This is a genomic window from Sediminicoccus rosea, assembly GCF_033547095.1.
Lineage (GTDB): Bacteria > Pseudomonadota > Alphaproteobacteria > Acetobacterales > Acetobacteraceae > Roseococcus > Roseococcus rosea.
Window position 1 is genome coordinate 1,002,905 of sequence record NZ_CP137852.1, and the last position, 25,091, is coordinate 1,027,995.

17 protein-coding genes are annotated in these 25,091 nt (G+C 71.9%); 9 read left to right on the forward strand and 8 right to left on the reverse strand.

The annotated features are described in order from the left end of the window. Positions 1-15 precede the first annotated feature (15 nt). Entirely contained in the window at positions 16-2,310 is a 2,295-nt protein-coding gene (locus R9Z33_RS04745; RefSeq protein WP_318650153.1) for an NADP-dependent malic enzyme, read from the reverse strand. Between the two features lie 163 nt (positions 2,311-2,473). Between R9Z33_RS04745 and mutS the strand changes: the two genes are divergently transcribed. Genes mutS through R9Z33_RS04770 form a run of 5 tightly spaced genes read left to right on the forward strand, consistent with a single transcriptional unit; the run spans position 2,474 to position 11,459 of the window. Then, positions 2,474-5,026, forward strand: a complete 2,553-nt coding sequence (mutS, locus tag R9Z33_RS04750) for a DNA mismatch repair protein MutS (RefSeq protein WP_318651612.1) — start codon at positions 2,474-2,476, stop codon at positions 5,024-5,026. Between the two features lie 22 nt (positions 5,027-5,048). Then, entirely contained in the window at positions 5,049-7,799 is a 2,751-nt protein-coding gene (locus R9Z33_RS04755; protein WP_318650154.1) for a [protein-PII] uridylyltransferase, read from the forward strand. A 13-nt stretch (positions 7,800-7,812) separates the two neighbouring features. Further along, the gene (gene murJ / locus R9Z33_RS04760; protein WP_318650155.1) at positions 7,813-9,348 is read left to right on the forward strand and encodes a murein biosynthesis integral membrane protein MurJ; all 1,536 of its coding nucleotides are present in this window, start codon (positions 7,813-7,815) and stop codon (positions 9,346-9,348) included. A 55-nt stretch (positions 9,349-9,403) separates the two neighbouring features. After that, the gene (gene trpS, locus R9Z33_RS04765) at positions 9,404-10,405 is read left to right on the forward strand and encodes a tryptophan--tRNA ligase (RefSeq protein ID WP_318650156.1); all 1,002 of its coding nucleotides are present in this window, start codon (positions 9,404-9,406) and stop codon (positions 10,403-10,405) included. Between the two features lie 4 nt (positions 10,406-10,409). Further along, on the forward strand, positions 10,410-11,459 hold the full coding sequence (locus R9Z33_RS04770; protein ID WP_318650157.1) for a 2OG-Fe(II) oxygenase family protein: 1,050 nt from the start codon (positions 10,410-10,412) through the stop codon (positions 11,457-11,459). On the opposite strand, the gene R9Z33_RS04775 is transcribed toward R9Z33_RS04770, so the two are convergent. After that, positions 11,448-12,731, reverse strand: coding sequence for a flavin monoamine oxidase family protein (locus tag R9Z33_RS04775; RefSeq protein WP_318650158.1), 1,284 nt, complete (start codon positions 12,729-12,731; stop codon positions 11,448-11,450). The two genes, R9Z33_RS04770 and R9Z33_RS04775, sit on opposite strands and share 12 nt — an antisense overlap. On the opposite strand from R9Z33_RS04775, the gene R9Z33_RS04780 reads away from it, so the two are divergent. Genes R9Z33_RS04780 through R9Z33_RS04790 form a run of 3 tightly spaced genes read left to right on the forward strand, consistent with a single transcriptional unit; the run spans position 12,730 to position 15,160 of the window. Next, on the forward strand, positions 12,730-13,839 hold the full coding sequence (locus R9Z33_RS04780; protein ID WP_318650159.1) for a DSD1 family PLP-dependent enzyme: 1,110 nt from the start codon (positions 12,730-12,732) through the stop codon (positions 13,837-13,839). The genes R9Z33_RS04775 and R9Z33_RS04780 overlap by 2 nt on opposite strands. Further along, positions 13,839-14,600 carry a hypothetical protein gene (locus R9Z33_RS04785; protein ID WP_318650160.1) on the forward strand — a complete coding sequence of 254 codons (762 nt, stop codon included), beginning with the start codon at positions 13,839-13,841 and terminating at the stop codon, positions 14,598-14,600. The genes R9Z33_RS04780 and R9Z33_RS04785 overlap by 1 nt, the downstream gene beginning before the upstream one ends. Before the next feature lie 2 nt (positions 14,601-14,602). Beyond that, positions 14,603-15,160 (forward strand): hypothetical protein, encoded by a 558-nt coding sequence (locus R9Z33_RS04790; protein WP_318650161.1) that lies wholly within the window; start codon positions 14,603-14,605, stop codon positions 15,158-15,160. Between the two features lie 121 nt (positions 15,161-15,281). Here R9Z33_RS04790 and R9Z33_RS04795 read toward each other — a convergent pair whose 3' ends face one another. The 3 genes from R9Z33_RS04795 to R9Z33_RS04805 are packed head-to-tail and all read right to left on the reverse strand — an operon-like array spanning position 15,282 to position 19,447. Further along, positions 15,282-16,469, reverse strand: a complete 1,188-nt coding sequence (locus tag R9Z33_RS04795; protein ID WP_318650162.1) for an MFS transporter — start codon at positions 16,467-16,469, stop codon at positions 15,282-15,284. Between the two features lies 1 nt (position 16,470). Beyond that, positions 16,471-19,227 carry a DNA polymerase I gene (gene polA / locus R9Z33_RS04800; protein ID WP_318650163.1) on the reverse strand — a complete coding sequence of 919 codons (2,757 nt, stop codon included), beginning with the start codon at positions 19,225-19,227 and terminating at the stop codon, positions 16,471-16,473. Continuing rightward, positions 19,211-19,447 carry a zinc-finger domain-containing protein gene (locus tag R9Z33_RS04805; RefSeq protein WP_404830655.1) on the reverse strand — a complete coding sequence of 79 codons (237 nt, stop codon included), beginning with the start codon at positions 19,445-19,447 and terminating at the stop codon, positions 19,211-19,213. Before R9Z33_RS04805 ends, polA begins: the two co-directional genes overlap by 17 nt. A 71-nt stretch (positions 19,448-19,518) precedes the next feature. On the opposite strand from R9Z33_RS04805, the gene R9Z33_RS04810 reads away from it, so the two are divergent. Next, positions 19,519-20,592: an alpha/beta fold hydrolase gene (locus tag R9Z33_RS04810; RefSeq protein WP_318650164.1), complete on the forward strand. Its 1,074-nt coding sequence runs from the start codon at positions 19,519-19,521 to the stop codon at positions 20,590-20,592. A gap of 141 nt (positions 20,593-20,733) precedes the next feature. Here the strand turns inward: R9Z33_RS04810 and R9Z33_RS04815 are convergent, their stop codons facing one another. From R9Z33_RS04815 to R9Z33_RS04825, 3 genes are all read right to left on the reverse strand, one after another. Beyond that, on the reverse strand, positions 20,734-21,468 hold the full coding sequence (locus R9Z33_RS04815; RefSeq protein ID WP_318650165.1) for an SDR family NAD(P)-dependent oxidoreductase: 735 nt from the start codon (positions 21,466-21,468) through the stop codon (positions 20,734-20,736). Further along, positions 21,465-23,909 carry an ATP-dependent helicase HrpB gene (hrpB, locus tag R9Z33_RS04820; RefSeq protein WP_318650166.1) on the reverse strand — a complete coding sequence of 815 codons (2,445 nt, stop codon included), beginning with the start codon at positions 23,907-23,909 and terminating at the stop codon, positions 21,465-21,467. The genes R9Z33_RS04815 and hrpB overlap by 4 nt, the downstream gene beginning before the upstream one ends. Positions 23,910-24,060: 151 nt before the next feature. Continuing rightward, complete coding sequence (locus R9Z33_RS04825) at positions 24,061-25,065, reverse strand: zinc-binding alcohol dehydrogenase family protein (RefSeq protein ID WP_318650167.1); 1,005 nt, start codon at positions 25,063-25,065, stop codon at positions 24,061-24,063. Positions 25,066-25,091: the final 26 nt, after the last annotated feature.

Consider the following 25,091-nt stretch of genomic DNA (forward strand, 5'->3'; position numbering starts at 1 on the left):
GCCGGATGCAGCCCCTTACCGCCCGATCGCCTGATAGGCCGCCAGCGTCGCCATATCGAGCAGCTGGTTCACGCCGGCACCGGTCGGCACGATCTGCGCCGGGCGGGAGAGGCCCATCAGCACGGGGCCGATGGTCGTCGCACTCGTCAGATGCGGCACCGCCTTCGTCAGGATATGCGCCGCGTGCAGGCCAGGCATCACCAGCACATTCGCGGGCCCCGTCAGGCGGCAGAAGGGATAGAGGCTGGCGCGCAGGTTGGAGTCCAGCGCGACCTCGGCACTCATCTCGCCATCATACTCGAAATCCACGCCCTGCTGGTCGAGCAGCTTCACCGCATCGCGCAGGCTGCCGGGGATGCTGCCCTTGGGGTCCCCAAACGTCGAGAAGGAGAGGAAGGCAACGCGCGGCGTGAGGCCGAGGCGCCGGGCCGTGGCGGCGCTGCGCGTCGCGATGGCGGCCAGCGTGGCCGCATCCGGCCGCTCATGGATGGCGGTATCCGCCACCAGCACCGTGCCCGAGCGGCGGGCGATCATCATGGTCAGGCCGAACAGCACGCCCTCGGCGTCGAGCGCCATCCGCACGCCTTCGAGGGCCACGGAATAGCTGCGCGTCTCGCCCGTCAGCAGCGCATCGGCATCGCCCTGCGCCACCATGCAGGCGGCAAAGACGTTGCGGTCATTGTTCACGAGGCGCAGGCAGTCGCGATAGAGGAAGCCGTCGCGCTGCTTGCGGGCATAGAGCCACTCGGCATAGCGCGTGTTGTCGGAGGAGACGCGGGCATTGTGGATCTCCACGCCGTCCGGCAGCCGAACGCCGAGCGAGGCGACGGTGGCATGGATGCGCTCCTCGCGGCCCACCAGCACGGGCGTGCCGTAGCCCGCATTGCGGAAGGCGATGGCGGCGCGGATCACGCTCTCATCCTCGCCCTCGGCGAAGACGACGCGGCGCGGATTCTCGCGCACGCGCTCATGGATCGCCTCCAGCGCGTTCGCCGCCGCATCCAGGCGGTTGGTGAGTTCGCGGGCATAGCGCTGCGGGTCCACCAGCGGCTTGCGCGCCACGCCCGAGCGCACGGCGGCCTCGGCGACGGCGACGGGCACACGGCTGATCAGCCGCGGGTCGAAGGCGTTGGGGATGATGTAGTCGGGCCCGAACACGAGGCGCTTGCCCGCACCCGAGCGCGCGACCTCCTCCGGCACCGCCTCGCGCGCCAGTTCCGCGAGCGAGCGGGCGGCGGCGATCTTCATCGCGTCATTGATCGTGCTGGCGCGCACATCGAGCGCGCCGCGGAAGATGAAGGGGAAGCCCAGGACGTTATTCACCTGGTTGGGATAGTCCGAGCGGCCGGTCGCGATGATGCAGTCGGGCCGCGCCGCGCGGGCTTCCTCGGGCGTGATCTCGGGGTCGGGGTTGGCCATCGCGAAGATGATGGGCTTGTCCGCCATGGCGCGGATCATGTCCTGCGTCAGCGCGCCCTTCACCGAGAGGCCGAAGAACACATCGGCGCCGTCCAGCGCCTGGGCCAGGGTGCGGGCGGAGGTGTCCACCGCATGCGCCGATTTCCACTGGTTCATGCCCTCGGTGCGGCCGCGATACAGCACGCCCTTGGTGTCGCACATGGTGATGTTCTCGGGCCGCATGCCCATGGCGCGCAGCAATTCGGCGCAGGCGATGGAGGCGGCGCCGGCCCCGTTGATGACGAGCTTGGTGGTCGCGAGATCCCGCCCCGTCAGATAGGCCGCGTTGATCAGGCCGGCGGCGGCGACGATGGCGGTGCCGTGCTGGTCGTCATGAAAGACCGGAATGTCCATCAGCTCGCGCAGGCGCTGCTCGATGACGAAGCACTCGGGCGCCTTGATGTCTTCCAGGTTGATGCCGCCGAAGGAGGGGCCCAGGAACTTCACGCAGTTCACGAATTCGTCGGCATCCTCGGTGTTGAGGCAGAGGTCCATGCCGTCCACATCGGCGAAGCGCTTGAAGAGCGCGACCTTGCCCTCCATCACCGGCTTCGACGCCAAGGCGCCGAGATTGCCCAGCCCCAGCACCGCCGTCCCGTTGCTGATCACGGCCACGAAATTCCCCTTGCTGGTGTAGTCATAGGCCAGCGCCGGGTCGCGATGGATGTGCAGGCAGGGCTCGGCCACGCCTGGGCTGTAGGCCAGGCTGAGGTCGCGCGCGGTGACCAGCGGCTTGGTGAGGCGGGTTTCCAGCTTGCCGGGGCGGCCTTCGGCATGCATGGCCAGCGCCTCCTCACCCGTCACCCGCGCGGTGCGCGTATCGGCCGGTGCGTCCTGGCGCTTGTCACTCATGCTGTTCGCTTCCTCATCCCGGGCATTGCTGGATTCCCTTTTAGCCCCCGGCGCGGCGGATGCGAAAGCCGCCTCTTCGCGGGCCCCCTGGCGCTCCCCGGGCCGCCTCGGCTATCTCGGCTGCGTGTCCAGCCCCCGTTCCGCCGATGGTGCGACGCCCGCGATGGCGCAATGGTTCGCGGCCAAGGCCACGGCCGGGGCCGCGCTCGTCTTCTTCCGCATGGGCGATTTCTACGAGCTTTTCCACGAGGATGCCGAAGCCGCGAGCGAGGCGCTGGGCATCGCCCTCACCCATCGCGGCGAGCACCAGGGAAGGCCCATTCCCATGTGCGGTGTGCCCGTGCACAGCCATGAGGCCTATCTGGCGCGGCTGATCCGGCGCGGCTTCCGCGTCGCCATCTGCGAGCAGACCGAGACGCCGGAGGAGGCCAAGGCCCGCAAGGCCGCCACCCTGAACCGCGAGATCATCCGCGTCGTCACCCCCGGCACCGCGACGGAGGAGGCGCTGCTGGACGCGGCGCGCCCGGCCTGGCTGCTGGCGCTGGTGCCCGGCGGGGCCGCCTGGCTCGATGTCAGCACCGGGCTGTTCCACACGCAGAAGGGGGCGGAGCCTGCGGCGCTGATCGCCCGCCTCGCCCCGGCCGAGATCCTGGCCGAGGAGGCGATGGGGATCGAGGGCGCCATCCCCGCGCTGCCGCCGCGCGATGCGGAAGGCCGGCTGGCGGCCGCACTCGGCGCGGGCTCGCTGGAGGGCTTCGGCCAGTTCAGCGAAGCCGAGATCGCCGCCGCCGCCATGGCGGTCGAATATGTGCGGGCGGTGAACAATGGCAGCCTGCCGCGCCTCGCGCCCCCCGTGCCGGAGGGGGCGCGCGGCGTGCTGCTGCTGGATGCGGCGACGCGCCGCAGCCTCGACATTCTGGAGGGGCCGCGCGGCGCCTCGCTGCTCGCTGCGGTGGACCGCACGCTGACCGGGCCGGGTGCCCGCGAATTGGCGGCGCGCCTGGCCGCGCCGCTGGATGACCTGCCCGGCATCCGCGCCCGGCACGACGCGGTGGCGGCCCTGCGCGAGGACAAGGCGCGCCGGGCCAGGCTGCGCGCCGCCCTCAAGGGCGCGCCCGACATGGCGCGCGCGCTGGCCCGCATCAGCCTGGAACGCTTCTTCCCGCGCGACCTCGGCGCCATCCGCGACGGGCTGCGCCGCGCCGCCCAGCTCGCGGGCGCGCTGGAGGGGGCGGGGGCCGCGCTGCTGGAGGGCGCGATCGCGCCGCTCGGCGCGGCACCCGCCACCGCCGCCGAACTGGAGCGGGCGCTCGCCGCCGAACTGCCGGCCCGGCTGGAGGAAGGCGGCGTCGCCGCGCCCGGCTATGATGGCGAGCTGGATGCGTTGCGCCGCCTGCGCGACGATGCGCGCGGCGCCATCGCCGCCATGCAGGTGGAACTGGCCCAGGCCTGGGGCATCGCGGCGCTGAAGATCCGCCATCACCAGCAATTGGGCTACCTCGCCGAGGTGCCCTCGGCCGCCGGCGAGAAGCTGCTGCGCGCGGCACCCGAGACGGCGACGGGCGACCTCGCGCCGATCCATCGGCAATCCATGGCCAATGCCCACCGCTTCACCTGCGCGGCGCTGGCGGCACTCGACCGGCGGCTTTCCGAGGCGGGCGAGCAGGCGGCGCGGCGCGAACGGCTGGTCGTGGCCCACCTGCGCCGGATGATCCTGGCGGATGCCGAGGCCATCGCCGCCGCCGCGCGGGAGATGGCGGCGCTCGACGTGCTGGCGGCGAGCGCGGAACTCGCCACCGAAGGCGCCTGGTGCCGGCCGGAACTGACGGAGCGGCCCGACTTCGCCATCGAGGCCGGGCGGCATCCGGTGGTGGAGGCGGCCTTGCGCCGCGCGCGTGGCCCGGCCTTCGTGCCCAATGATTGCGACCTCTCGCCCGGCCGGCGGCTCTGCCTGCTGACGGGGCCGAACATGGCGGGCAAGTCCACCTGGCTGCGGCAGAACGCGCTGATGGTGATCCTGGCGCAGGCGGGGCTGTTCCTGCCGGCGGCGGCGGCGCGCGTGGGCCTGGTGGACCGGCTGTTCAGCCGGGTGGGTGCGGCGGATGACCTGGCGGGCGGGCGCTCCACCTTCATGGTGGAGATGACGGAGACCGCTGCCATCCTGAACCAGGCGGGGCCGCGCAGCCTCGTCGTGCTGGACGAGGTGGGACGTGGGACGGCGACCTGGGATGGGCTCGCCATCGCGACGGCGGTGCTGGAGGCGCTGCATGACCGCATCCGCTGCCGCACGCTGTTTGCCACGCATTTCCACGAATTGACCGCGCTGGCCGAGAGGCTGCCGGAGCTGCGCCTCGCCGCCATGCAGGTGCGCGAATGGCGGGGCGAGGTGGTGTTCCAGCACGCCGTGGCGCCGGGCGCGGCCGAGAAGAGCTGGGGCGTGCATGTGGCGAAGCTGGCCGGCGTGCCCGCACCCGTGCTGAAGCGCGCGGCGGCCGTGCTCGCCTCGCTGGAAGCGCGGGCGGCGGCCGGGGCGGACCCGCTGGCGGCGGAGATGCCGCTCTTCGCGCGCGCCCCCGTGGCACCCGCCCATCCGGCCGCATCGCATCCGGTGCTGGCGGCCCTGGCGGAGCTCGACCTTGACACGCTCTCCCCGCGCGAGGCGCAGGAGGCGCTTTACAACTTGAAGGCACTCGCGGAGGGCAAGGAAGCTCTGTAGTGTGCCTGTCATGAGGACCGCGATGGCCGAAACGGCCGAGCCATGCTTGCAGGACCAGCTGCTTCCCGGCGGCGCGCCCATTGCGCGCGACCTGGCGCTGGGCCTGTTGCGGCGGGAGCTCGGCCGGATGCAGGGCCAGGTGCAGCGGGCCTTCGAGGCGCGCGAGATCCATGGGCTGGCCGCCGCTCGGCGCCTCGGCCACCACATGGACGCCATGATGCTGGTGATCCAGGATTATGCGGCGGCGATGGTGCCCAGCGCCTCGGGCTTGCGCAGCGTGGATTACGCCCTGCTGGCGACCGGCGGGTATGGCCGCGGCGTGCTCGCGCCGCATTCCGACATCGACCTGCTCTTCCTGACCGAACGCGAGCCCGGGCCGCGCACGCGGCGCATGATCGAGTTCATGCTCTACCTGCTCTGGGATCTGGGGCTGAAGGTGGGGCACGCGACGCGCAGCCCGAAGGAGTGCATCACCGAGGGCCTGCGCGACGCCACCATCCTGACCGCGCTGGTGGATGCGCGTTTCCTCGCCGGGGATGACCGTCTCTTCGCCGAATTCCAGGTCGAATTCGCCAAGCTGCGGGAGGAGGGCGGCCTTGCCCCCTTCCTCGCCGCCAAGCGGGCCGAGCGCGCCACGCGCCATGCGCGCTATGGTGAGAGCCCCTTCCTGGTCGAGCCGCATGTGAAGGAAGGCCGCGGCGGCCTGCGCGACCTGCAGACGCTCTACTGGCTCGCGCGCTACGCCTTCGGCGTCTCCCGCATGCCGGAGCTGGTGGGGCCCGACAGCCCCGGCGGCGGCCTGCTGACCGAGGGCGAGGCGCGGGCCGTGAAGCGCGCCTGGGACTTCCTCTGGACGCTGCGCTTCCACCTGCACTACGTCACCGGCCGCGCCGAGGAGCGCCTGACCTTCGACCTGCAGCCGGTGGTGGCCGCCCGCATGGGCTATACGCGGCACGGCAGCCAGGACGGCGCCGAGCGGCTGATGAAGCACCTCTTCCTGACGGCGCGCGAGGTGGTTCGCCTCTCCCGCGTGCTGGAGCCGGCGATCGAGCGCGCGGCCCTCGGCCCGCCCGCCACGCGGCGTGGCGGCGATGAGGGGTTGGCGGAACTGGGCCTCGCCTTCGCCGATGGCAAGCTGGTAGCGGCCCCGCCGGATCGCGATTTCGGGCGCGAGCCCATCCTCATGCTCCGCATCGTCAAGGCGGCGCGGGACCGCTGCCTCGACATCCATCCGCTGGCGATCCGGGCGCTGATCCGCCACTCGCGCCGCGCCGACCGGCTGCGCGGCGACCCCGAGGCGAGCGCCATCCTCATTGACCTGCTGATGGGCAAGGACGCCGCCAAATGGCTGCGCCTGCTGAACGAGGCGGGGTTCCTGGGCCGCTTCCTGCCGGAATGGGCGCGCATCGTCGGGCTGATGCAGTTCGACACCTATCACGTCTTCACCGTGGATGAGCACACGATCGAGGCGATCGGCATCCTGAAGCAGGTGGAGCAGGGCGAGTTGCACGAGATCGCCCCCGTCGCGACCGAGCTGATGGGGCAGTTGCAGTCCCGCCGCGCGCTGTTCGTCGCGACCCTGCTGCATGACATCGCCAAGGGGCGCGGCGGCGACCATAGCGAGATCGGCGCGCGCCTCGCGCAGGAAATCTGCCCGCGCCTGGGCGTGAGCGCCGAGGAGACGGAGACCGTCTCCTGGCTCGTGCTGCATCACCTGCTGGTGAGCCAGACCGCCTTCAAGCGCGACATCGAGGATCCCAAGACCATCCTCGACATCGCCGACCAGGTGCAGTCGCCCGAGCGGCTGCGCCTGCTGCTGGTGCTGACGGTGGCGGACATGCGCGCGGTCGGTCCACGCGTCTGGAATGCCTGGAAGGCCACGCTGCTGCGCGAGGTCTATTGGCGCGTCAGCGAGGTGCTGGCCGGCGGCATGACGGTGCCCGAGCGCGACGTGCGCGTGGCCCGCGCGAAGGAGGCGGCGGCGGCCATGCTGCCCGGCTTCTCCAAGGCCGAGACCGAGATGTTCATGGGCCTGGGCTATCCCGGCTACTGGCTCTCCTTCGATGCCGAGACGCATGCGCGCCATGCCGCCATCATCCGCGAGGCGGAGGCGGAGCAGGCGCCGCTCACCGTCCGCACCCGCGTGCTGGCCGATCGCGGCGTGACCGAGGTCACCATCTATTGCAGCGATCATCCGGGGCTGTTCAGCCGCATCTCGGGCGCGCTGGCCGTGGCGGGCGCGTCCATCGTGGATGCGCGCATCCACACGCTGACCAACGGCATGGCGCTCGACACCTTCTGGGTGCAGGACAGCGCGGGCGGGCTGTTCGACGCGCCGCACCGCCTCGCGCGGCTCGCCGTGCTGATCGAGCAGGCGCTGTCCGGCCGCCTCAAGCTCGCGGCCGAGATCCGCAAGGTGCGGCGCGAGCCCGCGCGGCTCGCCGCCGTGACCGTGCCGCCGCGCGTGGTGGTGGACAATTTCGCCTCCAACACCCACACGCTGATCGAGGTGAACGGGCGCGACCGCCCGGGCCTGCTGCATGACGTGACCGCCGCGATCTCGGAGCAGGGGCTGCAGATCGCCAGCGCGCACATCACCACCTATGGCGTGCGCGCGGTGGACGTCTTCTACGTGAAGGACGTGTTCGGCCTGAAGGTCGAGAATGAGCGCAAGCTCGGCCCGCTGCGCGCGGCGCTGCTGGAGGCGCTGACGCCGCCGGATGCGCCGGGGGGCGGGCCTTCGCCCTATCGCGAAGCGGCCGCGCCGAGCTGACCCGGCCGGGCTGATGTTCCGCGCCATCGCCACCGTCGGCGGCTGGACCATGGTCAGCCGCGTGCTTGGCTTCCTGCGCGACATGCTGATCGCGGCGAAGCTGGGCGCCGGGCCGATGGCGGATGCCTTCTTCGTCGCCCTCAAGCTGCCCAACCTGTTCCGCCGCCTCTTCGGCGAGGGCGCGTTCAATGCCGCCTTCGTGCCCGCCTTCGCGCAATTGCTGACGCAACGCGGCCCGGCCGCCGCCCAGGCCCTGGCCGAGCGCATGGCGACGCTGATGACGCTCTGGCTCGCGCTGCTGACGGGCCTGGGCCTCGTCTTCATGCCGCAGCTCATGCAGGTGCTGGCGCCGGGCTTCATCGAGCGGCCGGAGAAATTCGCGCTCGCCGTCGAGCTCACGCGCATCACCTTCCCCTATCTGCTGCTGATCTGCCTGACGGCGCTGGTCAGCGGCGTGCTGAACGCGCTGGGCAAGTTCGCGGCCGCCGCGGCGGCGCCGATCTTCTTCAACCTGCTCTCGATGCTGGCCCTCTTCGCGCTCACCCCCGTGGTCGCGACGCCCGCGCATGCGCTGGCCTGGGGCGTCACCCTCTCGGGCGTGGTGCAGCTCGGCTTCGTCTGGTGGGCCTGCAAGCAGGCGGGGATGGCGCTGAACCCGCTCCAGCGCCCCTCGCTCGCGCCCGAGGTGCGGACCGTGCTGCGCCGGATGGGGCCGGGCCTGATCGGCGCGGGGGTGACGCAGCTCAACCTGGCCGTGGATGTGATCATCGCCTCCTTCCTCGTCTCGGGCTCCGTCTCCTACCTGTATTACGCGGACCGGGTGGCGCAGCTGCCGCTCGGCGTCATCGGGGCGGCGGTGGCCACGGCGCTGCTGCCGCTGCTGGCCAAGCAGATCCACGCTGGCCAGCCGCTCTCGGCGCATCGCAGCCTGAACCGCGCGGTGGAGATCGCCCTCGCTTTGGCAGTGCCGGCGGCCGTGGCGCTCGCCGTGCTGGCCCTGCCCATCCTGGCCGCGCTGTTCCAGCGCGGGGCCTTCGGCGCGGCCGAGGCGCTGGCGACCTCGCGCGCGCTGGTGGCCTATGCCTTCGGCCTGCCCGCCTTCGTGCTGGTGAAGGTCTTCGTCCCCGGCTTCTTCGCCCGCGGCGACACGGCGACGCCGGTGAAGATCGGCCTCGGCTGCGTGGCGCTGAACCTCGCCTTGAACCTGGTGCTGATGGGGCCCTTGCAGCATGTGGGTGTCGCGCTCTCCACCACGCTGGCCGCCTGGGCCAATGCGGGGCTGCTGGCCTGGGTGCTGCACCGGCGCGGGCATTGGGTGGCGGACCGCCGGCTGCGCCGCACCGCGCCCCGGCTGATGGGCTCCGCTCTCGGCATGGGGGGGCTGCTCTGGGCGCTGGCCCTGCTCCTGGCGCCAGGGGCGGGGCTTTCGGGCCTGCTTTGGCTCGGCCTGATCTGCGCGCTGGGGGCATCGGCCTATTTCGGCCTCGCGCAGGTCTCGGGCGGGCTGGATCTGCGGGAGCTGCGGCGGCTCATGCGCCGGAAGGCTTGACCACAGCGCCCAGCCGCGCAAACCCTGCCGCACCCATTCACACAGGTTTCGTTTCATGCAGCGCGTGTTTTCCGGCATCCAGCCTTCCGGCGTTCCCACCCTGGGCAATTACCTCGGCGCCATCCGCAACTGGGTGCCGATGCAGGACCAGCATGAGAGCCTGTTCTGCATCGTGGACCTGCACGCCATCACCGTCTTCCAGGAGCCGGCGCAGCTTCTCGCCCAGACGCGCGAGATGGCGGCCACGCTCCTGGCCTGCGGCCTCTCCCCCGAGAAATGCATCCTCTTCGTGCAGAGCCATGTGCCGGCCCATGCCGAGCTCGGCTGGATCTTCAACTGCATCGCCCGTCTCGGCTGGCTGAACCGGATGACGCAGTTCAAGGACAAGGCCGGCAAGGACCGCGAGGCGGCGAGCGCCGGCCTCTACGTCTATCCAAACCTGATGGCGGCCGACATCCTGGCCTACAAGGCGACCAGCGTGCCCGTGGGCGATGACCAGCGCCAGCACCTCGAACTCGCCAACGACATCGCCGAGAAGTTCAACCACGACTACGGCGTGAAGCTGTTTCCCCGCATCGAGCCGCACATCATGGGTGTGGCCGCCCGCGTGATGAGCCTGCGCGACGGCACGAAGAAGATGTCCAAGTCCGACCCCTCGGACCAGTCGCGCATCAACCTGAACGACGACAATGACGCGATCGCGCTGAAGATCCGCCGCGCGCGCACCGATGCCGAGCCGATCCCCGGCCACATGCTCCAGCTCGAGGCGCGGCCCGAGGCGCGCAACCTGGTCGGCATCCTCGCCGCCATCACCGGCACGATGCCGGAGAACGTGCTGCGCGAGCATGAGGGCCAGGGCTTCGGCGCCTTCAAGGAGGTGCTGACCGAGGCGCTGGTGGCGCATCTCGCCCCGATCCGCACCGAGATGCTGCGCCTGCTGGAAGACACCGCCTCGCTTGACGCGGCGCTGCGGCGCGGCGCCGAGAAGGCCGAGGCCATCGCCAATCCGATCCTCGCCGAGGTGAAGCAGGCGATGGGCTTCCTGCCCCGCCGCTGACGCCATGGCGGCGCTGCTCCCGGGCGATCCGGTGCCCAACTGGATCGCGGCTTCCGACACCAATCCGCGCTACAGCCTGCAGGCGACGGGCGGGCGCTGGGTGGTGCTGGGCGTGCTGGGACGTGCGGCGGCACCCGAGGCTGCGGCGGCGCTGGCCGTCTTCGCCGCGGGCGCGCCCGCGGTGCTGGACGCCAATCACCGCGCCGCCCTGCTGATCAGCGCCGATCCCGAGGACCGGGCGGCGGCGCGCATCCCGCAGCACCTGCCGCAATATCGTGCCATCTGGGATGAGGCAGGCGCGGTGACGGCGTCCCTCGGCGGCCCCGGCTGGCTGCTGCTGGACCCGACGCAGCGCCTCTTCGCCCGCTGGGAGCTGGGCGAGACGGCGGCGATGCTGGCGATGCTGGCCCGCCTGCCGCCGCCCGCGCTGCATGCCGGGGTGGTGGCGCCCGCCCCCGCGCTCATCGTGCCCCGCATCTTCGAGCCGGAGCTCTGCCGCCTGCTCATCGCGCGCTATCGCGAGGCGGGCGGCCAGGCCTCGGGCTTCATGCGGGAGGTGGATGGCCGGACCGTCGGCACGCATGACCCGAGCTTCAAGGTGCGGCGCGACCACCTGATCGAGGATGAGGGGCTGCGGGCCACGCTGCGCGGGCGCCTCGCGCGGCGGCTGGCGCCCGAGATCCAGAAGGCCTTCCAGTTCCAGGCGACGCGGCTCGAGCGCTATCTCGTCGCCTGCTACCGCGCCGATGAGGGCGGCCATTTCGCGGCCCATCGCGACAACACGACCAAGGGCACGGCGCATCGGCGCTTCGCCGTGACCATCAACCTCAACGCCGAGGAATTCGAGGGCGGCGACCTCGTCTTCCCCGAATTCGGCCGCACCGCCTATCGCGCGCCGACCGGCGGTGCGGTGGTCTTCTCCTGCTCGCTGCTGCACCAGGCGCTGCCGGTGACCGAGGGGGAGCGCTTCGCCTTCCTGCCCTTCCTCTATGACGATGCGGCGGCGAAGATCCGCGAGGCGAACGCGCAGTTCATCGGCGCGTCACGCGGCTGACGCGGCGGCCTCCCCGCTGAGCCAGGCGCCGGCCACGGTGCCGGCGAAGCGCGCGTGGCAGGCCTCGCCCGCGAAGCACAGCCGCCCCCCGCCCAGCGGCGCCGCGAGCATGGCGCGGGAGGCGTGGTGCCATGGGCGCGCATGGGTGTAGCTGCCACGGAAATGGGGGTTCTCGCCCCAGTCGCTGACCAGGCATTCGCCCAGCGCCGCCTCGGCGCGCGGGCCGAACAGGGCGGCGAGGTCGGCCCGCGCCGCGGCCTCCGTGGCGGCGGCGCCCTGGCGGGAGAGCGCCCAGGCGCGGGCGCCGCCGACGAAGCCGAAGACGTGATCCGCCCCGAAGGGCCAGAAGACCCAGCTCATCGGCGGCTCCGCCCCCGCCGCCACGGCGCGGCGCGCGCTGTGGAAGGGGGCGATGCCCAGGCGGTCGGCGCCGCGCGCCCGGAAGGCGATCTTGGTGAGCAGCCCCATGGGCAGGCCGGCGATGGCCGCCTGCGTGGCCGCCGGCAGCGCGGGCGTGAAGGTGATCGAACCCGCGGCCAGCACGCCGTTGGAGACGGTGACGATGGCCCGGCCCGCGCGCATCTCGCCCCAATCGCCCCGCGCCACCACGCCGGGGCCGGACCAGTCGAGCCCCGTGACGGCGTGGTTCAGCCGGATGGGCAGCCCCTCGGCGAGCCGCGCGACCAAGCCGCCCACGCCCTCGCGCGGTAGCAGGTTCGGGCCGTCGAGATCGGTCTTCACATAGTCTTCCAGCGAGATGCCGGTGAGTTCCATCGCGTTGATCTGCGAGCCCAGCCAATGCGCGATGGTGGCATCCCAGGGGCCGCCCTGCGGCGCGGCCTCCATCACGCTGCGGTCGGGCGCGAGTGGGGCGGCCTGCAGCGCCGCCTCGAAGGCGCGATGGGCGCGCCAGTATTCGGCGAATTCGGCGCGGGTCGCGAAGCGCGCGCCCAGATGCAGGTGGCGCTCGCGCACCGTGTCGTGGTCGAGGTGGTCGCCCACGAAGGCGGTCAACGGATTGTCATCCGCCTGGTGCAGCCAGGTGGCGCCGAGGTCGAGGGGGGCGCCCAGCGCGGTGGTGGTGTGGGCCCGGCCGCCCACGCGGCCGCCCGCCTCCAGCACCACGCAGCTCCGGCCCTGGCGCAGCAGCGCCCGCGCGGCGGCGATGCCGGCGCAGCCCGCGCCGATGATGAGGACGTCTGGATCATTGCCGTGCATGGCCGCATCATAGGGCAAAGCCGCCCCGGCGGCTGCCTGAAGGAAAGCACCCATGCTGCAAGCCCCACCCGCCGAACCCGGCATGCGCGAAGACGAGGTGGACACGCCCGCGCTGCTGATCGACCTCGACGCCTTCGAGCACAACCTCGACACCATGGCGGCCTTCCTGGCGCCCACGGGGGCGAAGCTGCGGGCGCATGCGAAGACGCACAAGTCGCCGGTGGTGGCCAGGCTGCAGATGGCGCGCGGCGCGATCGGGCAATGCGTGCAGAAGGTGGGCGAGGCGGAAGTGCTCGCCTGGGGCGGCATCCCCGACATCATGGTGACGAACCAGGTGGTGGGCGCGCGAAAGCTGAACCGTCTGGTGGCGCTGGCCCGCATCGCGCAGGTCTCGGTCTGCGTGGATGACCCGGCGCAGGTGGCCGCGATCGAGGAGGCGGCGGCGGCGGCGGGCGTGCGGATTCCCGTTCTGGTCGAGATCGACGTGGGCGGCGCGCGCTGCGGCGTGCAGGCCGGCCCGCCGGCGGTGGCGCTGGCCGAGGTGATCGCCGCCTCGAAGCATCTGAGCTTCGGCGGCATCCAGGCCTATCACGGCAGCGCCCAGCATATCCGCGAGCCGGAGCGCCGCGCCGCGGCCATCGCCGGCGCGGTCGAGGCTTCGCGCCGCACGGTGGAGCAGCTGCGCCAGCGCGGCCTGGCCTGCCCCGTGGTGGGCGGTGCGGGCAGCGGCAGCTTCCAGCATGAGGTGGCGAGCGGCGTCTATACCGAGATCCAGGCCGGCTCCTACGCCTTCATGGACGCCGACTACGCCCGCAACATCGAGGCGCCGCCCTTCCGGCATGCGCTCTTCGTGCTGGCGACGGTGATGAGCGCCGCCACCCCGCACATCGCGGTGGTGGATGCGGGCCACAAGGCGGTGCCGACGGATAGCGGCTATCCGCTCATCGCCGGGCGGCCGGGTGTCAGCTATGTCGGCGCCTCGGACGAGCACGGGAAATTGACGGTGGAGGACCCGGCCTTGCGCCCGCGTCTGGGCGAGAAGCTGCGCCTGATCCCCGGCCATTGCGACCCGACGGTGGACCGCTACGACTGGTATGTCGGCGTGCGGAAGGGCCGCGTGGAATGCCTCTGGCCGGTGGCGGCGCGGGGTGCGATGGCCTGATGCCTCCGTCCCACCTGGCGCCTCCGCCCTTCGGCGTCGGCCGCGCGAAGCCGCAGGACCGGCTCGACCACTGGATCGCCGCCGTGGCGCCGGGCCGGACCTTCCTGGACCTCGGCGGCATCCGCGAGCGCAGTGGAAATGAGCGGGCGAGCTGGGCGCAGCGCTGCGGCGCGACCGATGTGGCGATGGCGGACATGCTGCCGCTGGACCATGAGCTGTGGGGATATTTCCGCGACCAGGTCCGCGCGCATGGCGTGCGCGACATCGATTTCCGGCCGGAGGTGGATGTGGATTCGCCGAGCTTCGCGGCCAAGCTCAACCGCTATGACATCGTAAGCGCGCCGCTGCTGCTCTATCACGCGCCGAACCCGGTCCATACCCTGCTGAACCTGCGGCGCGTGGTGGGGGAATATCTGATCGCGGGCACCGTCACCGTGCCCGACGTGGTGGAGAATGCCGAGGGGCGCGTGGCCTTCCCGGCCTCTTCCGCGCTGTTCCTGCCCGCGCTGCGCGGGCGGGAACGGGCGGTGATGCGGCGCTACTACCTGGACCGCTTCGGCCTCGACCTCGACACCCATGCGCCGGCGGGCGATGGCGCCACCATGCCCTATGTGACCGAGGGCGGGCCGAGCCCCTGGCCCTATTGGTGGTTCTTCACCAAATCCGCCTTCGAGCGCGCGCTGGATCTGCTCGAGATGCGCCTGCTGGACCGCCACACCTGGCAGGACCACGCGCATTTCGTCTTCCTGCGGCGGAAATAGCGATGCGCGCGCGCCGCTGGTTGCGGCCGCTGGCGTTGCTGATCGCACTGCCGCTGGCCGTGCTGGAGGTGACGCTCTGGGCCTGGCTCACGGCACTCGGCGCGCAACTGGCGCGGCTGCCGGTCTTCGCCTGGCTGGAGCGGCTGGTGGCGCGGATGAGCCCGGGGGCAGTGATCGTCGTCTTCGTGGTGCCCTTCATCCCCGCCATTCCGCTGCTGAAGCTGGGCGAATTGTGGCTGCTGCGCGAGGGGCATTTCATCTGGGCGGCGGTGGTGATCATCGGCGCGAAGGTGGTGGGGGCGGCGTTTTCCACGCGGGTCTTCGCGATCGCGAAGCCGAAGATGATGCAGGTGGCGTGGTTTGCGCGCGCCTATGGCGTGGTGATGGGCCTGGTGGAGCTGGGCCACCGCGCGCTGGAGGCACTGCCGGGCTGGATGGCCGCGCGGGCGGCGTTGCGCGGGTGGATCGCGCGGGGCCGCGCCTGGCTGCGGCGCGCGCGCGGCCCGCTGGGGCGCGGTATCGCCGCCGCGCGGCGCTGGTGGCGGGCGAAGTGGGGCTAGGGCTCCCGTATCATCCGGCCGCAAAGCGGCCGGCGCCGCCCAACCGGACGCCCGGCCTGGCGCACCAGCCACGCGGCGAAGCCAAGCGCGCTGCGCGCGCCCGGCGTCTGAGGGCGCAAAACTAAGCCAAGGCGACGCGGCGGGCCTTTCGCATCTCCTGCCAGAGCGCGCTGGCCACGGCGAGGCCGAGGCAGGAGGCGGCGGCGACGAAGACGAAATCCGGCTTGCCATGGTCGAGCAGCCAGCCGCAGGCGATGGGGCCGACCATGCCGCCGATGTTGAAGCCCGTGCTGACCACGCCGAAGACGGCGCCGGCCTGGCCGGGCGGGGCGGCGGCGCGCACCAGCATGTCGCGCGAGGGCATGATCATGCCCGAGAGGAAGCCCGAGACTCCCATCACCAGCAGCAGCGGGAAGGGCGCCCAGGCGATGAGGCCGGCGACCAGGAACAGCACCGCGGAACAGCCCAGGCCCGCCGCGGCGACGAGGCCGTGGCGCTTGGTGCGGTCGGCCACATGGCCGCCCACCAGCACGCCGATGGCGCTCATCGCGAGCCAGGCGGTGAGCGCGATGTTGCCCGCGGTGAGCGAGGTGCCATGCGCCGCATTCCAGGCCGAGACGGCGAAGCCCTGGATGCTGGAATTGGACAGCGCCAGCACCACGAAGAAGCCGAGCAGCGTGAGCACGGCGGGGCTGAGCACGCGCGGCGCGCCGGCGGCGGGCTTGGGGCGCGCGGGCTGGATGCGCTCGGCCAGCGCCTCGCGCAGCAAAGGCAGGGCGGCGATGGGGCCGAGCAGGCCCGCGATGATGAGCGCGAAGCCGACGCCGCCAAGGCTGGCCGCGCCCAGCATCAGCGCGGGTGCCACGGCGCTGCCGGCATAGCCCGCGAAGGTGTGGAAGGAGAAGGCACGGCCCACATGGGCCTCGCCGATCGAGGAGCCGAGGATCGCGTAGTCGGCCGGGTGATAGACGGCGTTGGCGAGGCCGGCCATGGCCATCGCCACCAGCAGCCAGGCATAGCTGCCGCCGATGCCGGCCAGCGCGAAGGCCGCGCCGCCCAGCAGCAACCCCGCGACGAGCGCGCGGCGCGGCCCCACGCGATCCACCAGGAAGCCCATCGGCGCCTGGGTGAGGGCGGAGACGATGTTGAACAGCGTCAGCGCGAAGCCGAGCTCGAGGAAGGAGATGCCCATGCCGTCGCGCAGCAGCGGAAACAGCGGCGGCAGGACGAGGATATGGACGTGGCTGACGAAATGCGCGCCGGAGACGGAGGCGAGGATGCGGCGTTCCTCGGGGGCGAAGGCCGTCACCTCAATGCGCCTCGGCCCAGGAGGTGCCGTGGCCGACCTCGACCAGCAGCGGCACGCGCAGTTCGGCGACGCCTTCCATCACGCGGCGCAGGATGGCGCCGGCCGCTTCGACCTCGGCCTCGGGAACTTCCAGCACCAGCTCGTCATGCACCTGGAGCAGCATGCGGGACTTGAGGCCCGCCTCGCGCAGCGCCATCGGGACGCGCACCATGGCGCGCTTGATGATCTCGGCCGCACCGCCCTGGAAGGGCGCGTTGATGGCCTGTCGCTCCGCGCCCGCGCGCAGCATCGCGTCCTTCGCCTTGATGTTCTGGATCCAGAGGCGGCGGCCGAAGGGGGAGAGGACGTAGCCATTCATCCGCGCCTCCTCCTTCAGCCGTTCCATCTCGGCGCGGATGCCGGGGTATTGCGCGAAATAGGCGTCGATGATGCCGCGCGCCTCGCCCGCCGGGATGCCCAGGCGCGCGCCGAGGCCGAAGGCGCTCATGCCGTAGATGATGCCGAAATTGATGGTCTTGGCGCGGCGGCGCGCTTCCTTGTCCACGCTGCCGGGATCGAGGTGGAAGATTTCCGCGGCCGTGCGGCTGTGGATGTCCTCGCCCTTCGCGAAGGCCTCGCGCAGGGTCGGGACCTCGGCGAGGTGGGCGAGGAGGCGGAGTTCGATCTGGCTGTAGTCGGCGCTCATCAGCACATGGCCGGGCTCGGCCACGAAGGCGCGGCGGATGCGCATGCCCTCCTCGGTGCGGATGGGGATGTTCTGCAGATTGGGCTCGGTGGAGGAGAGGCGACCCGTGCTGGTCACCGCCATCGCATAGTCGGTGTGGACGCGGCCGTCGGGCGCGATCTGCGCGGCCAGGCCCTCGACATAGGTGGATTTCAGCTTGGCGAGCTGGCGCCATTCCAGCACCACGCGCGGCAATTCCGCGCCCTGTGCGGCCAGGTCCTCCAGCACGGCGGCATCGGTCGAATAGGCGCCGGTCTTGCCCTTCTTGCCGCCCTTCAGGCCCATCTCGTCGAAGAGGATCTCGCCGAGCTGCTTCGGGCTGCCCACGTTGAAGGCGCGGCCGGCGAGGCGGTGGCACTCGGCCTCCAGCACGACGAGACGTTCCGCGAAATCCTGGCCGATGCGGGCGAGTTCGGCGCCATCCACCTTCACGCCGGCCTGCTCCATGCCGGCGAGCACGTTGATCATGCGCCGCTCCACCTGCTCATAGAGGGCCAGGGCGCGCTCGGGGCGAAGGCGGGGGCGGAGGTGGTGCCAGAGGCGCAGCGTCACATCCGCATCCTCGGCCGCATAGGCGGTGGCGCGGTCGAGCGGCACATGGGCGAAGCTGATGCGTGCCTTGCCCGTGCCGGTTACCTCGTCGAAGGAGATGGGCTTGTGGCCGAGATGGAGCTGCGAGAGCTCATCCATGCCATGCCCATGCGCGCCGGCTTCCAGCGCGCAGGAGATCAGCATGGTGTCATCCACCGGCGTGACCGCCAGGCCGCCATTCTGCGGCTGCGCCAGCACCTCCAGGTCGTATTTCGCGTTGTGCAGCACCTTCAGCACGCCAGGGTCTTCCAGCAGCGGGCGAAGGGCGGCCATCGCGTCCTCGAAGGGAATCTGCGGCGGCGTTTCGGTCAGCATGTCCGCGCCGGCATGGCGCAGCGGGATGTAGCAGGCACGGCCCGGCGCCACGGCCAGGCAGACGCCGACGAGGCGCGCGGCCAGCGCATCCAGGCTGTCCGTCTCGGTGTCGAGGGCGATCACACCGGCGTCGCGCGCCAGCGCCACCCAGCGTTCCAGCGCCCCCAGCTCCGTCACGCAGTCATAGGGGCCGAAGGCGGCGGCACTCGGCTCGGGCGTCGCGGTGCTTTCCACGGGGCGCGCGCGCTGCGGCGCGCCGCCATCGCCGAGGCCCAGCCGCGCGGCGAGGGACCGGAAATTGTTCTCCGCCAGGAAGGCGCCGAGGCGCGCGGGCTCGGGCGCCTTGGCGCGCAGATCCTCGATGGGGCAGGGCAGCGGCGCGTTCTCGTCGAGTGTGACGAGGCGCAGCGAGATGCGCGCCATCTCCGCATGGGTCTGCAGCAATTCGCGCCGCTTGGGCTGCTTGATCTCGCCTGCGCGGGCCAGCAGCGTCTCGAGGTCGCCATATTCGGCGAGCAGCGTCGCCGCCGTCTTCACGCCGATGCCGGGGACGCCGGGCACATTGTCCGTCGCATCGCCGGCCAGCGCCTGGACCTCGGCCACCTTGTTCGGCGCCACGCCGAATTTCTCCAGCACCTCGGGCTCGCGGATCGGCTTCTGCTTGATCGGGTCCAGCATGATCACGCGCTCCCGGATCAGCTGCATCAGGTCCTTGTCGGAGGAGACGATGGTGACGCGGCCACCCTGCGCCTCGAACGCCTTGGCATAGGCGGCGATCAGATCATCCGCCTCATAGCCCGGCAGCTCCACGCGACAGACGCCGAAGGCTTCCGTCGCCTCGCGGATCAGCGCGAATTGCGGGACGAGTTCCTCGGGCGGTTCCGGGCGGTGGGCCTTGTATTCGGGGTAGATGTCGTTCCTGAAGGTCGTGCGCGCCGTGTCGAAGATGACGGCGATATGCGTCGAGACATTCTGGCTGAGGAAGCGCTCCAGGATCTGCGCGAAGCCGAAGACGGCGTTCACCGGCGTGCCATCGGGGCGCGTCATCGGCGGCAGGGCGTGGAAGGCGCGGAAGATGTAGCCGCTGCCGTCGATCAGGATCAGATGGGGATCAGTGGTGTCCGTCATCGCCCGCGCCGTCCTTCAGCCGATAGGTGCGCGAGCAATAGGGGCAGGTAACCTGGTGCTCCTCGATCCGCATCCAGATCAAGGGATGACCCAGCGCGCCCTTGCCGCCGTCGCAGCTCACGGCGCGGCTTTCCACGAGGATCACATCCTCGGGCGTCACGCCCTCGACGGGGTGGGGGGCATAGCCGGTCATCTGCGGGTCGCGCATCAGCGTGTTCATCCTTGGCCGCGTGGTGGCCGTGATCATAAACCGCTGGCCAGGGATGGGCCAGCGGGCCATATCCGGACGCGATGAAGCTGCTGGCCGCCCTGTTCCTCGCGCTGCTCTCGCTCGCCGGATGCTCGCCCGTGGTGGTTCCCGCCGGGCCGCCCGTGCGGGAGGCGGGCATTGAGCCCTTCGTGGCGCCGCCGCTGCCCTGGATGCCGGTGCCCGCCTGGGCCTTCGCGCCCTCGCCCCCGCCGCCCGAGCCCACGGGCCCGCGGCCGGAATCCATGCTCGTCATGCCCGATGGCGCGCGGCTGCCGCTGCGCGTCTGGCGACCGCCGGGAGGGGATGGCGCTGCGCCCCGGTTCCTCGTGCTGGCCATCCATGGCCTGGCCGATCATGGCGGCAACATGCTGATGGAGGGCGGGCCCATGCTCGCGGCCGGCGGCGCCGTGGTCTACGCCTATGACCAGCGCGGCTTCGGCTGGACCAGCCCGCGCGGCTACTGGGCCGGCGCCGAGACCATGGTGAACGACGCCAACACCGCGCTGGACCTCCTTCGCGCGCGGCATCCTGGCGTGCCGGTCTTCCTGCTGGGCGAGAGCATGGGGGGCGCCGTGGTGCTCGCCATGCGGCGCACCGATGTGGCGGGAATCATCCTCTCCTCCCCCGCGCTCTGGGGGCGGGCCTATATGCCGAGCGTCCTGCGCGGGCTGCTCTGGACGGCGGGGCATGTGCTGGGGCCGGTCGCCCTGCCGCCAAGCGCCCCCAACATCTCGGCCACCGACAACCGGGAGGCGCTGCTGCGCTTCGGGCGGGACCCGCTGACGCTGCGCGATGTGCGCTTCGACATGGTGAAGGGCCTGGTGGACCTGATGGACCAGGCCATCGCCGCCCTGCCCACCTGCTGCCGCACGGTGCCGACGCTGGTGATGGTGGGCGGCAATGACCAGGTGGTGCCGACGCCCATCGCCCGCCGCGCGCTGCGCGACGCGCAGGTGCCGCGCGTGGCGCTCTATCGCGAGGGCTGGCACCTGCTGCTGCGCGACGGCGTGCGCGCGGAGGTGGCGCGCGACATCCTGGCCTTCATGAACGCGCCCGACCGGCCGACGCCGCGCGAGGCGGATGGGGCGGCGTGGATCGCGCGGACGCCGCCATGAAGGGGGCCTCCGGCGGCTGGGGCCTCAGGCCCCAGACCCCGTTCATTGGAGCGATTGACCCCTCGCCCCGCGCACGGTCCCGACGCGATGGGGCGCCGACCCAAGGCAAGGGGTCTGGGGCCGCCGGAGGCCTTTCCTGCCTCAGGTCTCCGCCCCGCCATTCACCGCCAGCATCTGCCCGTTGATGAAGGCCCCCTCATCCGAGGCCAGCAGCCGCACCATCGCCGCCACTTCCGCGGGCTGACCGAGGCGGCCGACCGGCACGCGCACCACCATCTCCTGCCGGTGCGCGTCGGGCGCGACATCCTCGTCATCCGAGGCGATGGGGCCGGGCGAGATGGCGTTCACGGTGACGCCCTTCGGGCCGAATTCCTTGGCGAGCGACTTGGTGAGGCCCCAGACGCCATGCTTGGCGACGGAGACCGGCGCGCGCCCGGCATAGCCATGGATCGCGTTCATGCCGGCGAAGTTCACGATGCGGCCCCAGCCGCCCTCCAGCATGCCCGGCAGGCAGGCCTGGGAGAGCCAGAGCGCGGCGTCGAGGTCCACCGCCATCACGCGGCGATAATCCTGCTCGGTGAGGTCGAGGAATTTGTTGGTGGGGCGGAGTGCCGCGTTGTTCACCAGCACATCCACGCGGCCGAAGCGGGAGATGGCGGCCTCGGCCAGGCGGCGGCAGGTGGCGCGCTCGCCCACATCGCCCATGGCGACCAGCGCCTCCACGCCCAGGGCGCGGGCCTCGTTCGCCACGCGCTCGCAGGCCGCCTGGTCGGAGGAGCCGTTGATGACGACGTTCATCCCCTGCTTTGCGAGCGCGAGGGCGACGGCGCGACCGATGTTGCGGCCTGCGCCGGTGATGAGGGCGGTTCGGGTCATGGGCGTCTTCCTTCGGGTGGGGCTGTCGCGAGGGCCGGGTTTTCCGGCCAGTCATGCTTGGGGTAGCGGCCGCGCATATCCTTGCGCGCATCCGCCCAGCCGCCCTGCCAGAAGCCGGCGAGGTCGGCCGTGATGGCAATCGGGCGGCCGGCGGGGGAGAGCAGCGCGACCTGCAGGGGGATGCGCCCGCCGGCCAGCGGCGGCATGGCGCCCATGCCGTAGAGGTGCTGGGCGCGCGCCTCCAGCGTCGGGATCTCGGCGGTGTAGTCCACGGCGGCGCTGCGGCCCTGGGGGAGGGGGATGCGCGGCGGCAGCGCGGCGTCGAGCGCGCGGCGGAGATCATGCGGCAGCAGCATGGCGTGAAGGTCGAGCGACTTGAGCTCGGCCAGCTTCGTCATCCCGTTGCAATAGGGGGCAAGCCAGTCCTTGGCGGTGGCGGTGAGGGCGGCGTCGCTCACATCCGGCCAGGGCGCGCCTTCAAGGGCGTGCATGCGGGCGATGCGGGCGCGAAGCTGCTTCGCCGATTCACTCCAGTCGAGGTCGCGGAAATCGCGTCCAGCGGCGGCTTCGGCCAGCGCCTCGGCCATGGCGGCGGGATCCGCGCCGGCGAGCGGCGATTCTTCCAGGATGAGCGGGCCGAACATCAGGCGGCGGCGGGCGAGCACGGCGCCGGCGCGGGCGTCGAAGCTCGCACCTTCGACGGTCACGAAGCGTTCGGGGAAGCGGGCTTCCAGCACGGCGCGGCTGATGGGGGCGGCCATGCGGATGCGCGCCTCGGTGCCCTTGAGCTCGAGATCGGCGACGGCGAGCAGGCTCTGCTTGGCGAGCGGGTCGGCGCTGGAGAGGCGCGCGCCCTGGCCGGAGGCGAGGCGGAAGGCGCCATCCATCGTGCCGCGCTTGAGCGCGATGCGGTCGGGGAAGCCGGCGGCCAGCAGCGCGCCCGCATCGCCCTCGGGCGGGGTGTTGCCATGCACGCCCAGGCGCCGGCGATGCATGGCGGCGGAACGGCGGATGGCACGGATGGCGATGCCGTCGCTCTCGGCATGGGCATGGCCGTGCAGCACATCGAGGCGCAGCGTGATGTCGGCGGGGGGCTCGCGGCCACGGAGCGGGTCGCGTTCCTCCAGCAGCGCCGCGAGATCGGCGGCGAGGGCCGCTTCGCCCTCATTCTCCACGGCGCACATCATGCGGGCGAGGCGCGGATGCGTGCCCATGCGCGCCATTCGTTGGCCGGTGGTCGTGATGCGGCCCTGCGCGTCCATGGCATCCAGGTTGCGCAGCAGGGCGCGCGCGGCGGCGACCTGGCCGGCGGGCGGCGGGTCGAGGAAGGGGAGGGCGAGCGGGTCCGCGCCCCAGGCGGCGCAGTCGAGCACGAGGGAGGAGAGCTCGGCCTCCAGCATTTCGGGCCGGTCCTGGAGGGGCATGCCGCGCTGCACCGCCTCGCTCCAGAGGCGGATGGCGACACCGGGCTCGGTGCGGCCGGCGCGGCCGGCGCGCTGCTCGGCGGCGGCGCGGCTGATGCGGAGCGTGACCAGGCGCGTGAGGCCCGTCGCGCCATCCAGGCGCGGCGCGCGGCGGAAGCCGCCATCCACCACGATCCGCACGCCGGGGACGGTGAGGGAGGTCTCGGCGATGCTCGTCGCCAGCACGACGCGGCGGCGTTCGCCCTGGGTCAGCGCGCGGTCCTGCTCGGCGGGGGAGAGTTCGCCATGCAGCGGCAGGACATCGGCGTTCAGGCCGCTGAGGCGCTCGGCGGTGCGGCGGATCTCGCCCCAGCCGGGGAGGAAGGCCAGCACATCGCCCGGCTCGCGCGCCATGACGCCGCGGATGGCGGTGGCCATGGCTTCCGGCAGGTCACGCGGGTCGGTGATGTCGCGCTTCACATGCTCGACGCGGACCGGGTGCGCGCGGCCGGCGCTTTCGATCAGCGGCGCGTTGAGCAGGCGCGTGAAGGCGCCGCCATCCAGCGTCGCGGACATCGCCAGCAGGCGCAGTTCGGGGCGCAGCCCGGCCTGGAGATCGAGGCAGAGGGCGAGGCCGAGATCGGTGTCGAGATGGCGTTCATGCGCCTCGTCGAAGATGACGGCGGCGACCCCTTCCAGGCCCGGGTCGGATTGCAGGCGGCGGACCAGCAGGCCCTCGGTGATCACCTCGATGCGGGTGGCCGCGGAGACGGCGCGATCGAGGCGCGTGGAGAGGCCGACCACGCCGCCCGGCTGCTCGCCGAGCAGCGAGGCCATGCGGCGCGCGGCGGCGCGGGCGGCGACGCGGCGGGGTTCGAGGACGAGGAGTTTCTGGCCGCGCGCCCAGTCCTCGTCGCGCAGCGCCAGCGGCACGAGCGTGGTCTTGCCCGCTCCGGGTGGGGCGACCAGCACGGCGTTGCTGCCCTCGCGCAGCGCGTCGCGCAGCGCGGGCAGCGCCTCCTCGACCGGGAGCGTCATGGCCGCTGGATCCGTGCTCACCAGAGCGGGCGACGCGAAGAGGAGCGCGCCTTTCGAGGATGCGAAGGCGAAGAGCCGAGCCGAAAAGCTTCAGCTTTTCGAAGCCAAGCCGGCGGAGCCGGCGCCCAGCGCTTGAGGGCGGGAAAAATCTTCATTCCCAGCCTTCGGCGACCGCCTTGCCGATCATCGTGCCGCTTTCCACCAGCTGGTGCCCGGTGGCGAGGTTGGCCGCGTTGATGCGGCCCAGATGGCGCGTCATCGTGTGGCGCAGCTTGCCCTGCTCGATCAGCGTCGCGACCTCGTTCAGCAGCAGGTGCTGCTTCGCCATGTCGGGCGTCTGGTAGATGGCGCGGGCGAACATCCCCTCCCAATGGAAGCTCGCGGCCTTCGATTTCAGGCGGCCGATCTCGATGGTGCTGAGGTCGTCAATGGCGCAGAGCGCGCCTTGCGGGGCGATGATCTCGCAGAGCGCGCGCCAGTGCTTCGCGGTCTGCGTGGTGGAGAAGATCCAGGGGAAGGCATGGCCCAGCGCCCGGGCCTGGACGACGAGGTCCTGGCTGTGGTCCAGCACCTCATGCGCGCCCATCCTGTGGCACCAGTCGCGCGTCTCGGGGCGGGAGGCGGTGGTGACGACGGTGAGGCCGGTGAGCTGGCGGGCGAGCTGCACCGCCATGGAACCGACGCCGCCCGCGCCGCCGATGATGAGCACCGCGCCCGTCGCGTCGCGCGCGATCTTCAGCCGGTCGAACAGGGCCTCGTAGGCGGTGATGGTGGTCAGCGGCAGGGCGGCGGCTTCGGCGATGGAGAGGCTCTTCGGCTTGCGGCCGACGATGCGCTCATCCACCAGATGGAGCTGCGCGTTGCTGCCGGGGCGGTTCACGGCGCCGGCGTAGTAGACCTCGTCGCCCTCCTGGAAGAGCTGCGCCTTGTCGCCGCGGGCGCGCACCACGCCGACCGCGTCGAAGCCCAGGATGCGGGGCTCGCCCGCCGGGTCGGCCCCGGCGCGGAGCTTGGCGTCCACCGGATTCACCGAGACGGCGCGCACCTCGACCAGCAGGTCATGGCCGCGCGGGGCGGCGGGGTCGGCCAGGATGAGGTCGAGCAGCGCGTCCTCATGCGTGGCGGGGTGGCAATGGGTGTAGGCGACGGCCTTCATGGCTTGCGTTCCTCGGGGCGGATTTC

Excerpts from the sequence above, each read along its gene's own strand:
- R9Z33_RS04770 (WP_318650157.1), top strand. The coding sequence starts at position 10,410 with ATGGCGGCGCTGCTCCCGGGCGATCCGGTGCCCAACTGGATCGCGGCT.
- R9Z33_RS04810 (WP_318650164.1), top strand. The coding sequence starts at position 19,519 with ATGAAGCTGCTGGCCGCCCTGTTCCTCGCGCTGCTCTCGCTCGCCGGA.
- R9Z33_RS04785 (WP_318650160.1), top strand. The coding sequence starts at position 13,839 with ATGCCTCCGTCCCACCTGGCGCCTCCGCCCTTCGGCGTCGGCCGCGCG.
- R9Z33_RS04790 (WP_318650161.1), top strand. The coding sequence starts at position 14,603 with ATGCGCGCGCGCCGCTGGTTGCGGCCGCTGGCGTTGCTGATCGCACTG.
- mutS (WP_318651612.1), top strand. The coding sequence starts at position 2,474 with ATGGCGCAATGGTTCGCGGCCAAGGCCACGGCCGGGGCCGCGCTCGTC.
- polA (WP_318650163.1), bottom strand. The coding sequence starts at position 19,227 with ATGACGGACACCACTGATCCCCATCTGATCCTGATCGACGGCAGCGGC.
- R9Z33_RS04780 (WP_318650159.1), top strand. The coding sequence starts at position 12,730 with ATGCTGCAAGCCCCACCCGCCGAACCCGGCATGCGCGAAGACGAGGTG.
- R9Z33_RS04815 (WP_318650165.1), bottom strand. The coding sequence starts at position 21,468 with ATGACCCGAACCGCCCTCATCACCGGCGCAGGCCGCAACATCGGTCGC.
- R9Z33_RS04745 (WP_318650153.1), bottom strand. The coding sequence starts at position 2,310 with ATGAGTGACAAGCGCCAGGACGCACCGGCCGATACGCGCACCGCGCGG.
- R9Z33_RS04755 (WP_318650154.1), top strand. The coding sequence starts at position 5,049 with ATGGCCGAAACGGCCGAGCCATGCTTGCAGGACCAGCTGCTTCCCGGC.
- R9Z33_RS04805 (WP_404830655.1), bottom strand. The coding sequence starts at position 19,447 with ATGAACACGCTGATGCGCGACCCGCAGATGACCGGCTATGCCCCCCAC.
- hrpB (WP_318650166.1), bottom strand. The coding sequence starts at position 23,909 with ATGACGCTCCCGGTCGAGGAGGCGCTGCCCGCGCTGCGCGACGCGCTG.
- R9Z33_RS04775 (WP_318650158.1), bottom strand. The coding sequence starts at position 12,731 with ATGGGTGCTTTCCTTCAGGCAGCCGCCGGGGCGGCTTTGCCCTATGAT.
- murJ (WP_318650155.1), top strand. The coding sequence starts at position 7,813 with ATGTTCCGCGCCATCGCCACCGTCGGCGGCTGGACCATGGTCAGCCGC.
- trpS (WP_318650156.1), top strand. The coding sequence starts at position 9,404 with ATGCAGCGCGTGTTTTCCGGCATCCAGCCTTCCGGCGTTCCCACCCTG.
- R9Z33_RS04825 (WP_318650167.1), bottom strand. The coding sequence starts at position 25,065 with ATGAAGGCCGTCGCCTACACCCATTGCCACCCCGCCACGCATGAGGAC.